Source organism: Rheinheimera baltica (assembly GCF_030731985.1).
Lineage (GTDB): Bacteria > Pseudomonadota > Gammaproteobacteria > Enterobacterales > Alteromonadaceae > Alishewanella > Alishewanella baltica.
Genome location: NZ_JAPJDY010000003.1, coordinates 1 through 14,545, shown reverse-complemented (window position 1 = coordinate 14,545; position 14,545 = coordinate 1). Strand labels below are relative to the sequence as shown.

Sequence of the window (14,545 nt, the reverse complement as noted above, 5' to 3'; positions counted from 1 at the left end):
CGTATAACGGTTCACGTATTGACAGGCAGAGGTTCAAATGTCGCTTCTAAGATTATTCCGTACATTCAGTAAAACCAGTGCTTTAGTGGCTATACTGGCTCAATTTTCAGTACAGGCCGATAGCAGCATGCCTGCAACCCTGCACACTGAAACCATCGTAGTGGGTGCGGGGTGTTTTTGGGGTGTGGAAAAGCGCTTTGAAGCCATGCCCGGTGTTATTAATGCGGTATCGGGCTACGCCGATGGCAATGGTGTTGCCCCAACGTATAGTGCTATTACGCAGCGCGCCAACAAAATGAACCCGAACAACCATGCCGAAGTGGTACAAATTAGCTTTAATCCGGCGCAAATTAGCCTTACCACCGTGCTACAGCGTTACTTTGAAATGCATGACCCAACCCAGTTAAACCGTCAGGGCAATGACGTTGGCACTCAATACCGCTCAACTATTCTCACTAACAGTCAGGAACAGTTTGATTTTGCCCAGCAAGTAAAGGTGCAATACCAACCTCTGCTAAGCAAAGCGGGCTATGGTGAAATCACTACCAAAATTAAGCCGCTGCAACAATTTTTCCCGGCCGAACAATATCATCAAGACTACATCGCCAACAATCCAAATGGCTATTGCCCGGACCACAGTACCGGAGTGCGCTTTGAGCCAGCGGTAAAAACTCAGTTGGCTAAAGTTGACAATAACGCGCTAAAAAACGGCAAACACATTCTGGTTATTGACTCAGAAAGCTACTGCCCCTACTGCGAAAAATTTAAAGCCGACGTTACCAGTAAATACAACGGTGATATCCCGTTGCATTTTCGTTATGCCAATCAGCTTAAAGGTTTAACATTGAAAACCGCAACCTGGGCCACACCCACCATTATTTTGCTTGAAAACGGTAAAGAGGTGTTTGGCCGTCAGGGTTACTTAGCTCCTGAGCAGTTCTACCTGCTGCTGGGTAAGTTTAAGCTTGGTGACAGTGAAGCCTTTAATGTGGCGTTTGACGAAGGCACAGATGGTCGCTTTTGCCAGCAGTATGAGATATTTAAAAACACCCCCGAGGGCGTTTTTATCGACAAACTGAGTGGTGCGGCATTGTTTGACACTAAAGACCGCTTTGATTCAGGTACCGGTTGGTTGTCGTTTACCAAGCCAGTAGCGGATGCGGTCATTGAAAAGCCGGATAACCGCTATGGCATGCGCCGCACGGAAATTCGCGCCAAAGTGTCCGGCATTCATTTAGGCCATGTGTTTAACGACGGCCCCGGAGGCTTGCCACGATATTGCATTAATGCCACGGTACTGGATTTTGTGCCACGCCAGCAGGGAAGTTAACTTTTAGTCGTCTTGGCTGCCGCTTTGCCACCGGGTAACAGGTTTTCTTCTTCAGAGTGCTGTAAATCATCCTGAACCTGTTGCTCAATGGTAGTGTCGGCACTGACATCCACCGCAGCCATTGAGGTCGCGCTGGCTGGCACATCAATGGCTGTTAGAGCTGTGGCAGTCGGCGCCGCCGCATGGTCCGCTGCCACTGGCATTTCCGCCATATGAATGCGGTAAATCGGTTCTGGCATTTCAATTCCGGCCTTGTCAAAGGCGGCTTTCACCAGCCGGATGGCTTCGCTACGGGCTTTCAAAAAGTCAGTATCACGCTGATCAACCCAGGCCAGCACGCGCACGGTAACGGTGCTGTCGCCCAGTTCCTGCACCAGCACCCGTGGTCTGGGGTCGGCTAAAATACCGGTCATCTGCTGCAAGGTAGCAATAGCCAGTTGTCGCACCACCACCAAATCCAGGTCCACCGACACGCCGACGCTAAATTCAAACCGGCGCAGCGGGTTACGGCTAAAATTGGTCATGGGCGAAGTAATAATCTGGCTGTTGGGAATGCGCAAATGGTTGCCATCCAACGTCATTAGTACCGTATCACGTGAGGTTAAGCGCACCACGCTGCCGCTCATGGAATCAACCTGAATAAAATCGCCGATGGCAAACGGGTTGCGGGTGCTGAGTAACACGCCTGCAAGATAGTTTTCGACGATATTGCGAAAAGCAAAACCCAGCGCAATACCAATTACCCCAGCCACGCCCAGCACGGCACTGACCAACGCGGTAGCATCCAGCAGCTCCAGCGCGATCAATATGCCAATACTGGTAATAATTAAGCGCACAAAGCGCATACCGAGGTTTGTGGCAAGCTCACTCAGCCCCAGCCTACGCAGTAAGGCGCCACGTTGTGACAGCCAACTGCCTGCCAGCCAGAACAGCACTATTGAAAGCAGCGCCAGCAGCAGCAACGGCAGCATTTGCACAGCATTCGTCAGCATTTCGCCAAATTTGTCGACAGCCGGCGCTAAACGCGAACGCAGCGCCACCGGCTCCTGTAGCTGGTTTTGTACATGCACCACGCCTTGCAGGCGGTTAGCAATATCTGCCGCAGCAGTTTTAAGCTGTGCCGTGTTAACCTCGCCCTTTAATGTCAGCACCCCGGCCTGCACGCTAACTTCAACCGTTTCCATACCCGCTATCGCTGCCGAAATAGCCCGAAATCGCGCTGCAATGGCCTCGTCCTGTGGTGCATTTATCACCTGTATCGCCGCTGTTTGGCTGTCGCTCTCTCCCTGCGCTGGCATGGCCATGCTGTTATCGGGCAGGCAACACACTAGCAATGCCAGTAGTAAGGCTTTCATCCGCTCTCCGGTTTTGCTTTATTAAACAATATGCTAACTATAGCAGCCAGCTCGACAGCAGTTATAACTGGACGCTGGCCGGCCGCACTATTTCCGGTAGTGCGGCTTTGTGCCGTCGTGCCAGCAATAAGCCGGTGAGGATAATCAGCAGCACGCCGCCCAGTTGCAGCGGGGTCAGGCTTTCGTTAAACAGCCACCAGCCGGCCAGTATTACCGTAACCGGCTCTAAATATGCCAGCGTGGCATACACCCGGGTGGGCAGATGCTGCAGCGCGATAATGGCGCAATAAATCGCAATAAAACCGGGGAAGATACCCGCCAGCGCTATCCACAACACATCATCGGTTGTGGGCATATTCATGCCGGTTAAAAACGGCAGCACACAACAAGCGCCTATAATCAGCTGATAAAAGGTGCGCTGCAATTGTGAATGCACCGGCAAGGATCGGCGGTTTAGCAGTAAAAAGCTGCTGTAAGCACACAGCGACAGCAGCCCCAGCAGCAAACCGGGAAGCTGCGTAGTGTCCAGTACCAGATCGAACTTAAACTGCTGCAGCATGGCAAAGCCGAAAAACGACAGCACAATCAGGCTGGCATCGGGCAAATCGAGGGTTTCGTTCAGCAGCCAGTGGGCGATAAAGGCCGACAGCGGCGGCGCTAAATATACCAACATAATGGCGTTGGCCAGGCTGATATAGTTAATGGCTGATAAAAAGCTCAGCATAAAACTGGCCAGCAGCACGCCGTTTAGCGCCATACGCCAGTCGGGCTTGCCTTTTAGCAGCGCAAGCCGGCCGCTTAGGCCAACAAACAACAGCAAACACAGCGCACCCACCGCCAGCCGGTAAAAGGTTAACTCAGCCGCAGCAAGGCCACTAAAGCGGGCAATAATGCCACTGCTGGCCATCGCTACCGCAGATACCAACGCCAACAGCGCGTATACACCCATACTGAATTCACATCCTGAGTAGCAAAGGGATGGGCCTTACTCTAAACCGACCGTTGCAGGCCTGGATGGCCGAATCGAGCCTACAGGGACGTATTTACGGCGTGCCGGTGTGAGTAAGTCCTATCCCGCAGTTAATAACCGACAGATTATGCCGGTTTTATCTGTTACTAACGAGTAGCCAAGCCGCTTTTGTTTAACCAGAATTTCGCATACCGGCTGCGATACCCGCGATAGTCACCATTAGCGCACGGCTTATCATTGGGTTTACCCGCTCTGGCTGGTGTCGCACACGGTGTAACAGCTCTGCCTGCAAGATATGCAGCGGATCAACATAGGTGTTGCGTAACATAATAGACTCGCGGATCCAGCTCTCTTTCGACATTAGCGTATCGCTGTGGATCAGCTTTAACAATAACGCCCTATCAGCCGCCAATTGCGCGCGTAGGCTGTCACCTAAATGCTTCAACTCATCCGGTACTAATACCTTGTCGTAGTAAGCGGCAATGTCGGTGTCTGCTTTTAAAAATACCATTTCCAGCATTGACATACGGGTAGCAAAAAACGGCCATTGCTGCTGCATTTCATCCAGTAATGCCGTTTTATCCTGCGCTGCGGCATTGGCGAGCGCATTACCTGCACCTAACCAGGCGGGAAGCATCAGGCGATTTTGCGACCAGGCGAAAATCCATGGAATAGCGCGTAAACTTTCTACGCCACCAGTAGGGTTGCGCTTTGCTGGTCGGCTACCCAATGGCAGTTGACCAAGCTCCTGCTCTGGCGTTGCCGCGCGAAAATAAGGCACAAAATCGGCGTTATGCCGCACCACAGCACGATAAGCCTCGCACGAGTCACTGGCCAATTGCTGCATTAAATCGCGCCAGCTTTGTTTGGGCACCGGCGGTGGCAGTAATAACCCTTCCAATACCGCACTGGCATACAACGCCAAGCTGCGCTCCGCTAACTTAGGTAAACCAAATTTAAAGCGGATCATTTCGCCCTGCTCGGTTACCCGCAAGCCGCCGGTTAACGAGCCAGGTGGTTGCGATAAAATAGCGGCATGCGCCGGACCGCCGCCACGGCCAATGGTGCCGCCACGGCCGTGGAACAAGGTTAACTGCACCTTAGCCTGCTGACAAATAGCCACTAAGGCTTCCTGTGCACTGTATTGTGCCCAGGCAGCAGCAAACACACCGGCGTCTTTGGCGGAGTCAGAGTAGCCAATCATCACTTCCTGTTTGCCGTTAATATAACCGCGATACCAGTCAATGCTAAGCAAGCGCTGCATACAGTCTGGCGCGTTTTGCAAATCACTTAAGGTTTCAAACAACGGCGCCACCGGCATGGCAAAGCTAATACCGGCTTCTTTTAATAACAGCTGCACAGCAAGTACATCAGACGGCTTACCTGCCATGGAAATTACATAAGTACTAAGTGCTTCACTACCATGACGCGCCACAATCTCGCAGGTATCCAGTACTTCTTGTACGTCAGCTCCCGGCTGCCAGTTTTTCGGAAATAACGGCCTGCGGTTAGCTAATTCGGCTAACAAAAATGCCTGGCGGGCGCTTTCATCCCAGGCGGCGTAATCGCCCAAGCCTAAATGCTGCGTCAGCTCGCTAAATACCTGAGCATGACGACCTGCGTCTTGCCTGATATCCAGCTTTAACAGCGTTAAACCAAAGGCATAAGCCCGGCGTACGGTATCGAGTAATTTACCATTGGCAATAACCTGCATACCGCAATCAAGTAACGATTGGTAACACAAGAGCAGAGGCTCAAGCAGCTGGGAATTATGCCAGACCAAATCTTGTGGGCGCTGCAGCCGGTCATGCTTTAACGCTTCCGTTAACCAGTCACGGGTTTGCAACAAGCCAGTACGCAGTTTGTTCAGCACCATACGGTAGGGCTCACTCACGTCACCGGCAACGTCTTTTAATGCCGCATTGGCTTGATACATCGACAATTCACTGCTGAGCAGATCTAAATCCTGCGCGAACAAGTCAGCGGCTTTCCAGCGACTGAGTAATAACACCTGCCGGGTGACTTTAGACGTAACAAAAGGGTTGCCGTCACGGTCACCGCCCATCCAGGAAGAAAACTTTACGGGTGCAGCATCCAGTGCCAGGCCCTTACCTACACTGGCAATAAGCTTGGTATCCAGCTCACGTAAGAAGTCGGGAATGGCTTGCCATAGCGAGCTCTCAATAACTGCAAAGCCAGATTTCGCTTCATCTACCGGCGTGGGTCGTTGCTCACGAATTTCGTTAGTATGCCAGGCTTGAGCAATCAGCTCACTTAAGCGCAGTTCAACTTTTTGCTGCTGCACAGCCGTTAGCTCCTGTTCCAGCTCGGTTAAACAGGCCGCAATTTCTGTAAGTTTATGAATTAAGGTGCGCCGTGATACTTCAGTCGGGTGCGCCGTTAACACCAGCTCTATTGATAAGCTAGCTACGGCTTTTTCAACGCTGGCACCGTCCAGCTGTTTATCCTGCAGTAAACTGAATAACTCTTGCAGCGGCTCAGGTTTTTCTATGCTGGCATGGCCAATACGGCTAATTGTATGGTGTTGTTCCGCCAGGTTAGCTAAATTTAAAAATTGCGCAAAGGCACGTGCCACCGGCAGCAACTCATCGTCGCTCAGGCTGCGCAGTACCTGCTTCAGTTTATCGGCTTGCAGCTCCTCGCCCTGACGTGCGGCTTTCGATAACAAGCGAATTTGCTCAACCCGCTCCAGCAATGCATCACCTAACTGTCCGCGAATGGTGTCGCCCAGCTTGGTGCCCAGTAAGCCAACGTTGGCTCTTAATGCTGCGTAATGGTCCATATTTATTGCCTCTGTCGCCTCGTGTTGCACCACCCTAGCGCGATATCAACTGGTACTCAACATTGATTGTTTACAAAAGCGGCAACGAAATTGGTAAGACCAAATTACAACGATCCCCGTGCAATTCCCGTTATGCACTAAATAAATAGTTGCTATACTGCCTCATCGTATTCTTCGGCAGACGCTACAATGGCAACAGAAATAACAACCAAGAAATCTGGTTTTTTCAGCAACCTGATTATTAATGTAATTATTCCAGCCGTGGTGTTAAGCCGGTTAAGTGGCGACGATATGCTCGGCCCGGTATGGGCGGTGATAGTGGCATTGGCGTTTCCGCTGTTGTTTGGTGTGTGGGAGTTAAAGCAATCTGGCAAAGTGAATTTTTTCTCGGTGCTGGGCATTATCAGCGTAATGCTAACGGGCGGTATCAGCCTGTTGCAGCTGGACCCGGCCTATATCGCCATAAAAGAAGCACTGATCCCAGGTGTTATCGGCGTTATTGTGTTACTAAGCCAACGCACAAAATTTCCACTAGTGAAAAAATTGCTTATTAACCCTGAATTGCTCGACACTGAAAAGCTTTACCAGACCCTGGCCAGCAAGGATAACCGGGTAGAGTTTGAACATCGTATGGCAAAAGCAGGTTATATCGTCGCGGCGTCATTTTTTATGTCTTCTGCGCTTAATTATATTTTGGCCAAAGCCATTGTAGTAAGCCAGCCCGGCACCACAGCGTATGCTGAAGAGCTGGGCCGCATGACATGGTTAAGTTATCCGGTAATCGTGCTGCCCAGCACGGTAATGCTATTTGGCGCCATAATTTATATGTTCCGTCAAATTGGTAAACTTACCGGCCAATCGCTGGAAGATTTTATTCTTCAGTAGGTTTTTTAATCTGTTGCCGCAGCAGCTGTAACTCTTGCTGCAAAAGCTGCATTTGAGTCAATAATTGCTGCTGCGTGGCCGCATCGGCATCATGCTCTGCCTGATGCTCTTCATCGTGCATGCTTTGTACCGCGTTAACAATAACGGCAATAAACAAATTCAGCATGGTAAAGGTAGCAATAAGAATAAACGGCACAAAAAAGGCCCAGGCATAAGGAAACTCTGCCATAACCGGCCGGGCAATCCCCATCGACCAGCTTTCCAGTGTCATTATTTGGAATAAGGTATACAGCGACAACCACAAGCTACCAAACCACTCTGGAAACTCCTGGCCAAATAGCTTGGTTACCATCACCGCGGCCACGTAGTAGATTAAGCCCAGCACCATGGCAATAGACAGCATGCCGTTAAGAGACTGGATAAGCGCACCAACAATTTTACGCATTGACGGTACAAAAGTAAGCACCCGCAAAACCCGCAATACTCGCAGCGCCCGCAGCACCGCAAAAGGCCCACTTGCCGGCACTAACGCGATACCTACCACGATAAAATCAAACACACTCCAACCATCTTTAAAAAACGCCAGCCGGTGCACGAATAAGCGGATAGCAATTTCCACCACAAACACCACCAGTATCGCCTTATCCAGCGCAAGCAAATACTGCCCTGCTGAGGCCATGACTTCAGGCATCGTTTCCATACCCAGTATCACGGCATTAATTAAAATCAATGCCAGCAAAATACGCTGTACAGTGTTGTTTTCAATAAACTTCCGGCAACGTTGACGCAACGTTAGCACGGCCATCACGGTTTCACTGCTCATACGGCTACCTTAAACAGAAGAAGTGGCTAAATTGGCGCTATTGTATGTCAGTAGTAATGGCCGTCAATGGCTGTTTAGTTAAAGCATCAATAGGTGTTTAAACCAGGTGTGATAACGGGCTTTTTACCGCATTGCCGCCTTGTTTCAGCACATGGGTGTAAATTTGTGTGGTTTTAACGTCAGTATGGCCTAGCTGCTCTTGCACGGTGCGAATATCCATGCCCGCCTCAAGTAAATGGGTAGCAAAAGAATGTCGTAAAGTGTGGCAGCTAACTTGCTTATCAATAGCAGCCTTTTTACTGGCGACACGCACCGCTTTTTGTAATGAGGTTTCGTCAACATGATGCCGGCGCCATACATTAGTCTGCGGGTCGATACTTAAGCGGACTGAAGGAAAAAGGTATTGCCAACCCAACTCTTTGGGTGCTGCCGGGTATTTGCGCGCCAACGCAAACGGCAACCATACACCAGCAAATTCAGTTGTTTGCATGTCTTGCTGATAAAACGCGTCAACCAAACGGATTTGCCGGCGTAATGGCTCAACTAACTCCGGCGCCAGGGTTACCCGCCGATGCTTGCCACCTTTGCCATGCCAAACCATTAGCGATAAATAGTCAAAATCGATAGCGTTAACTCTAAGCCTTACGGCCTCCATTAGGCGTAGGCCACTGCCGTAAAGTAGTTGCGATAACAGTAGATAGTGCGGGTCAAGACAGGCTAAAAGCTGCTTAATCTCGGCCTTAGTTATTACCACGGGTAACTTTCGCGGTTTAGCCGCCTGATTAAAATTAAGGCTCAATGTCAGCGGCTGTTTGATAATTTCTTTATATAAAAAGCTTAATGCATTAAGCGCCAACGCCTGGGTTTGCACGGCAATATTTCGGTTAACGGCAAGATGGGTTAAAAACTGCTCCACATGCTCATTTTGTAAGTCTTTAGGATGCTGTTTTTTGTGAAATAAAATAAAAAATTTAATCCAATGTAGGTACGTTTCAACGGTGCGCTTAGCATAGCGCCGGGTATACATCTCCTCAGCGACGTATTGCAAAAATGGTGATCGTTCCGACATAGCAACACTCCAAAATTATACTGTTTAAGTATACAGTTATTTTTGAATTGTCAAATTTGCCTTATTAGGCGGGTCGACCCGTATTTTCTGCCGGCACTAAGCCCGAAACGTCCTCATCTCATTGTGTTTTTTATAAATGCCCAGTAATCTATTGCACATTAAATTTACAAATACGGGTCAACCCGTATTTAAACGCGGGCCGACCGGCCTAATAAGCGTTATGTAGCTCTGCCATAAAAACGTGTATTAATTGAATGTTGTGCCAACGGCTTTTAAAAACGATCTTTACTGATGTTTTTGCGTCTTAAAATTGTTGGGTGCGTTTTGAAGGTTGTCGGCGAATTTGTGCGGGTTGTTAATTGTGAACAAGTGGAAAGTGCATTTTTGTCCAAATGGCAATCGCACTTGGTAATGTCGGGACCATTCTATTGTTGTAAACTTTAGGTAGTATTCGGTAAAGTTAGTGGTGGAATTCAGCAAGGGCAAGTACGGTAGTTTCGTTCTTCTTTGTTGTTTGGGAAATCTGTATTGGGGCAAGTGTGTGCATTCTATTTGTCGCAAAAAATTAATTAAGCGCCGCTCTCGCTCTGCAACGTGGTTCTAAATATTTTGTGGTGTCGCATACATAACAAGGCCATCTTGCATCGCCCGCGAGCGGGCTGGACAAATTTTTCGTTACTCGTTTTGTGTCTTAACGCTACGCTAACACAAAACGCTTCACTACAAATTTGCCGCAAATGGCGGCGTTATGTGAATATTTGAAAAAGGAGTTTTCGTGAAGAAACTATCTATCTATTTGGCAAGTTTAACTTTGTTCAGTGCCAGTACTTTGGCTGATGATTTTGACTATGATGCGTTCGTTAAAGCATACTACCATGCAGAGGTAATGACTCAGCAACCGAATGCAACAAAGGAAGACCTTGAACACTATTTGTCTTTTTTAACTGAAGATGTCGGAAATCAGCATTTCCCCAATGCACCAGATGATTCGCGAGAACCAAATGGCAAAGCTATGATGCGTAAAGGCATGACCTACTACCTTGGCGTTCACACAAAATACAAATCGGAACTCATCGACTATCAGTATGGTTACAATGCTGTCTCTATCAAACACAAGTTCTCAGCCAAAGGTAAACGAGCGGATGGTTCAGAGTTTAGCTACAGCAAAATTGCTCTGGATGTGCTTGAACTTGAAAATGGTAAAGTCTCTGTTATCCGTCGGTACAGTGAATAATTCACATAACAAGCAAATTTTATCGCCAGCAAAGAGCGCTGGCTGCGACGTCAACCCGCTGCGCGGCTTTCCGCGCTAAATTTGGGCGTTAGGCAAGCGCAACTAATATGGAGTCAGCAATGGAAAATGAGCCTTCTTTGTCTGGTGAAGAGATAAAAGAACGAGTGCTGAAGAAAATCGAAGAATACGAAGGATTGAGCCATTTAGAAAATTATGCAATGTACATGGGGAAAGCCCAGCTCCTTGAAATGGCATTAAAGTCATTACTTTCCAGAAAATACAATGTCCCGGAAGAGTCGATGGAAAGATGGACCTTGGGGCGCGTAAAAAATGAATTGAGAGATAAAGGGCTGCGCCCGGACTTTATCGCTTTTCTTGAGAGCGTGGTTGATCACAGGAATTATATTGCACATGAATTTTTAGCGAACAACGCTATTACACAAAGCATGGCAAATTTTAGTGACCGCAAGCTATACGGAGACCTCTTTCGAGCAACCTATGAGCTTGAGCAGATCATCATTCTTTATGATTGGTGTGAAGAGCACAATGGTTGGGATCAACACTAAAATGCCTAACAAGGCCAGTCAGCAACGGCCACTGCGTGGCCTGGACCTCAAACCCGCTGCGCGGATTTTTCGGCCGCTGCTGGCGGCGTTAGGCACTCATGAGATTCATACTATTTTTCATAATTTCAATATTCTCAGGAACCGCAATGTCATCTGAACCTGCAAAAGCTATCGTTCTTCAAAACTCTGATGAGCAGCATATTGGCTTCACGTTATTTCACCCAGATTTCGGAGCGGGTAAAGGTGACTGTGTTTTTGTCATTGTTCCAAAAAAGGCAGATCTATTTGAATCCAAAGAAGTTTCTATTCTGCTAGATATCAAGGAGGCTGGTGAACACCAGTGGGTTCGTTCTGAAGGTGAAGTTATTGTTTCGTTTAATGGTGTTCAAATTTTACAGTATCGGGCTGATGGCACTCTTGTTCATATACCGTCGGCTGCAGAGCTAGGGGTTTGGTTTCCTGCCCCTGCTAAGTAATAATGCCTAACAAAAGTAGGCAAGCGACAATTTTTGCGTCGCTCCGTTTGTGCTGGGCTACGCCCTTTATAGCACAAACTCCACAACACAAAAATTGCGCCTGCTACTGGCGTTATGCGCTAGAGAGAAACTATGCAGTTTTCTAAATTTGAATCAGCATTATATATCTGTATATCCAATGTAATGGAGTCGGAAGCTGGTTTGAGTGGCCATGAATACTCTGACGGATATCGCTCTGGCCATCTTCAAGTAGGAGATGACTCTGATCCAATTCAAGTGGTGTTCTCTTTTCCAAGAGAGTCCGATGATTGTTACCTAATGATTACCGATGGTGATCCTGAGAAACTCGCAAAAGAAATGGCCGCTCTTCAAGAGTACAACGAAAACGAGGCTCATTTATGTAAAGGTCATACGGTTCCGACCGATAGCGCCTATCTAAACGATGCAGGTTGGAATTCATACCTTATTACTACGCCTCGATTTTCTTACGCAGACTTCCCGCTAAATCATGAAATAGATGGCCGGGAAATACGGTTTCATTTGGCTCTGCCTTTAACCAATATGGAAAGAGAAATTAAAATGAAAGATGGACTTGAGACTCTATTAGATCAGTTTGAAAGAATAAATAGAGACACTATCACCTTCAACCAATCGCATAACAAGGCATTGCACCGGACAAGCCGGTGAATGCGGCGTTAGCCTTTATGAGAAAAAATCATGAAATGGTCTCAACTCAAGAAACGGATTGAAGAGAATTTTGCTGAATCTGTCGGCGGCAGGATTGAAGTATTCACTACTGCATACAGACGCCAGGACGAAATTGCCCGAAGCTGGGTGGTTATCGATGGGAAACAGAAAGTAAGCCTGACAGATGTGCATGCAATTTGGGAACATGGAGCTTACTTTCATGAGCATACTCCTACAGATTGCCTTACTCACCCAGCGGTAGATGATGCAAAGCGAACAGAGAGCAATCTTCATGAGGTAGGTGAGTTCAGTAGTTATGACTTTAAAACAATGTGCTTTGAGTCATTAAGCATCTCCGCACAAGATTGCATCAAGGCAAAACACCCTTTACTTCGAGTAATTGGAGTTCTTCACAGAAAATTGGGAGTCGCCAAAGCGAAAGAATTACAAAACGATCCTCACCCAATGGTCGCATATTTTGCCAAATTCCGTGTGCAGGCGGAGTTGGCTAACAAACAAAGGCAGCCGACGCGTACCGCGCAGCTGCTTTGAGCGTTAGGCGGTAACCATGAGTCAGGCTGAACTGTTCCAAAACTGGCGTATACCGTTTGTTATGTTTGGGCGGGAGTGTGTGGTTGCCAGGGCAAGTGCAGTTGACGTGATAAAACAAATTTATGGTAATGGTTTTATCTTTCTGGGCTACGATGCTTTTACCGTATTTCCAGACGGTAAGCGGCAACCGATAACGGAGTTTTGTGCTTCATTTTCTGCTGAAAATCAGCCCAGCATTAATGCCGCTACACTCTCACTTAAAAACGATCCGTTGCAGGTAACACATTATGTTTTTGTTTTTAAACCCAGCGCCTAACAAAGTGCGGCATTCGGGGCCTGCGGCCCCTGCGACGCTCACAAGTTCGCGCGCATGCGCACGGCGTTATAACTTCCGATAGTGAGATCTGCGAATTGACAGAACTTGAGAGCAAATATAGTGGCACTGTAGAAACTGGATTAATAGTCGTCTTTATAGTTGGCTTGCTCTCAATTACGTGGTTATTGTTTCGGTACGTTGTTAATTTAGACTTTGTATATTACTTGGTTGGTGACAACTATTTAGCTCGAAAGGGTTTAGTTGCGGCATTTTTTTTGTGTTTTGTTTTATTCTTCTATCGCCCGTTAATGAAGTTCGTTTTATATCATGAGCAAAAAAAGTTATAACACATATGAGCCTTCTCGGAGTCAATAGGTAAAACCGCTCTTCTGGCCGCGTTAGCGGTCAGTTTGTTGTCCATCAGCAAGAGAGACTGCTTCATCTGTCATCATGGTTGCCAGGCAATGGCCTGCAACAAACACATATAGGGGCTCTCTTATCTCATTCTCAATGAGTGCCTGCTGATTTCAGCATCCTTGCTGACAGCAGGGGCACCAGACATTCATCGGTTAACCTGTTGCTGGCGCTATTCAAGGCGACGGGCTTAAAGCCAGTTAGTTTCAGGCTCAGCACAGGTGCAAACCATCTTGCTGATGGTAATGCGCGGCGACAAGGTGTCTAATCAAGGCAATCTGGCTACGGCAATGTGCCAGAAGGCGGGTGATTCAGCTTATTGCTAAGGGTTACCCAACCATCATTTGAGCATCAGCCATGGTGTTCCAGTTAGACGTTCAGCTCACCTTGTCCCGCGACTTAACCGGCTAAAAAACGTTTCTCATCGAACACCTTCTGATTTTTCAGCATGTAGTAAACGCAACGGCCAATTTTATGTGCCAGTGCTGAGAGCGCCTTGGCTTTACTCATGCGTTTTTGTAGTTTTTGTAAGTGGGCTTTGGCTTTGTCGTTACCGCGCAGATAAAGCACGGCAATCTCACCGAAGGCCCACTTAAGGTGGGCATTGCCGATTTTATTGCCTTGGGTGCCATAACTTTTACCAGCCGATTCGGCTTTGCATTTAATCAGCCGGCTGTAGGATGCAAAGTCCTGTACCGTGCTAAAGCGGGCGATATCACCAATCTCATACAGAATGGTGAGCGCCAGAATGCGACCAATGCCGGGGAAACTGGTGAGAATGTGATAATCCCTACCGCTATGATGTTTCGCATGTTTTTCAATAAAACATTCAACAGAGCTGAGTTCATGTTTGTAAAACGCGATGATATTAAGGTCGAGGTCGATATTGCGTTGTACACAATCATCGTCAAAGCGGTTTCGCATGGCTTCGCGTGCAAAGTCATACCGCAAGTTCAGATCCATTGGCGGCAAATTGTATTGGCTGGTCGTGTTTTTGACGTGAGCTTTTAAATCAGCGCCATGGCGGACAATACGGGTGCGGCGGCGCAGTAAGTCACGGGCAGA

At 48.0% G+C, this 14,545-nt stretch carries 14 protein-coding genes; 8 read left to right on the top strand and 6 right to left on the bottom strand.

Annotated elements, in window-relative coordinates:
• Positions 1-37 precede the first annotated feature (37 nt).
• On the top strand, positions 38-1,330 hold the full coding sequence (gene msrA / locus ORJ00_RS05575) for a peptide-methionine (S)-S-oxide reductase MsrA (protein WP_306139249.1): 1,293 nt from the start codon (positions 38-40) through the stop codon (positions 1,328-1,330).
• Here the strand turns inward: msrA and ORJ00_RS05570 are convergent.
• From ORJ00_RS05570 to ppc, 3 genes are all read right to left on the bottom strand, one after another.
• On the bottom strand, positions 1,327-2,685 hold the full coding sequence (locus ORJ00_RS05570; RefSeq protein ID WP_306139248.1) for a mechanosensitive ion channel family protein: 1,359 nt from the start codon (positions 2,683-2,685) through the stop codon (positions 1,327-1,329). The two genes, msrA and ORJ00_RS05570, sit on opposite strands and share 4 nt — an antisense overlap.
• Before the next feature lie 61 nt (positions 2,686-2,746).
• Positions 2,747-3,634 (bottom strand): DMT family transporter, encoded by an 888-nt coding sequence (locus ORJ00_RS05565; protein ID WP_306139247.1) that lies wholly within the window; start codon positions 3,632-3,634, stop codon positions 2,747-2,749.
• A 193-nt stretch (positions 3,635-3,827) separates the two neighbouring features.
• The gene (gene ppc, locus ORJ00_RS05560; RefSeq protein WP_306136591.1) at positions 3,828-6,458 is read right to left on the bottom strand and encodes a phosphoenolpyruvate carboxylase; all 2,631 of its coding nucleotides are present in this window, start codon (positions 6,456-6,458) and stop codon (positions 3,828-3,830) included.
• Positions 6,459-6,647: 189 nt separating this feature from the next.
• On the opposite strand from ppc, the gene ORJ00_RS05555 reads away from it, so the two are divergent.
• Positions 6,648-7,343 (top strand): VC0807 family protein, encoded by a 696-nt coding sequence (locus tag ORJ00_RS05555; protein WP_305977425.1) that lies wholly within the window; start codon positions 6,648-6,650, stop codon positions 7,341-7,343.
• On the opposite strand, the gene ORJ00_RS05550 is transcribed toward ORJ00_RS05555, so the two are convergent.
• Together ORJ00_RS05550 and ORJ00_RS05545 are read right to left on the bottom strand one after the other, a co-directional pair.
• Positions 7,330-8,166 carry an ion transporter gene (locus ORJ00_RS05550; protein WP_306139246.1) on the bottom strand — a complete coding sequence of 279 codons (837 nt, stop codon included), beginning with the start codon at positions 8,164-8,166 and terminating at the stop codon, positions 7,330-7,332. The two genes, ORJ00_RS05555 and ORJ00_RS05550, sit on opposite strands and share 14 nt — an antisense overlap.
• A 97-nt stretch (positions 8,167-8,263) precedes the next feature.
• A complete protein-coding gene (locus ORJ00_RS05545) occupies positions 8,264-9,235 on the bottom strand; it encodes an integron integrase (RefSeq protein WP_306139245.1) in 972 nt (323 codons plus the stop codon).
• Between the two features lie 775 nt (positions 9,236-10,010).
• Here ORJ00_RS05545 and ORJ00_RS05540 point away from each other — a divergent pair.
• From ORJ00_RS05540 to ORJ00_RS05515, 6 genes are all read left to right on the top strand, one after another.
• Entirely contained in the window at positions 10,011-10,469 is a 459-nt protein-coding gene (locus ORJ00_RS05540) for a nuclear transport factor 2-like protein (RefSeq protein WP_306126507.1), read from the top strand.
• Positions 10,470-10,588: 119 nt separating this feature from the next.
• On the top strand, positions 10,589-11,035 hold the full coding sequence (locus ORJ00_RS05535) for a hypothetical protein (protein WP_306139244.1): 447 nt from the start codon (positions 10,589-10,591) through the stop codon (positions 11,033-11,035).
• Between the two features lie 146 nt (positions 11,036-11,181).
• Positions 11,182-11,511 carry a hypothetical protein gene (locus ORJ00_RS05530; RefSeq protein ID WP_306127155.1) on the top strand — a complete coding sequence of 110 codons (330 nt, stop codon included), beginning with the start codon at positions 11,182-11,184 and terminating at the stop codon, positions 11,509-11,511.
• A gap of 132 nt (positions 11,512-11,643) precedes the next feature.
• Positions 11,644-12,198 carry a suppressor of fused domain protein gene (locus tag ORJ00_RS05525; RefSeq protein WP_306139243.1) on the top strand — a complete coding sequence of 185 codons (555 nt, stop codon included), beginning with the start codon at positions 11,644-11,646 and terminating at the stop codon, positions 12,196-12,198.
• A gap of 30 nt (positions 12,199-12,228) precedes the next feature.
• Complete coding sequence (locus ORJ00_RS05520) at positions 12,229-12,750, top strand: SF0329 family protein (RefSeq protein WP_306139242.1); 522 nt, start codon at positions 12,229-12,231, stop codon at positions 12,748-12,750.
• Between the two features lie 16 nt (positions 12,751-12,766).
• Positions 12,767-13,066, top strand: a complete 300-nt coding sequence (locus ORJ00_RS05515) for a hypothetical protein (RefSeq protein ID WP_306139241.1) — start codon at positions 12,767-12,769, stop codon at positions 13,064-13,066.
• An 813-nt stretch (positions 13,067-13,879) separates the two neighbouring features.
• Here the strand turns inward: ORJ00_RS05515 and ORJ00_RS05510 are convergent.
• A partial coding sequence (locus ORJ00_RS05510; protein WP_306139240.1) for a transposase occupies positions 13,880-14,545 on the bottom strand: 666 nt, incomplete at its 5' end.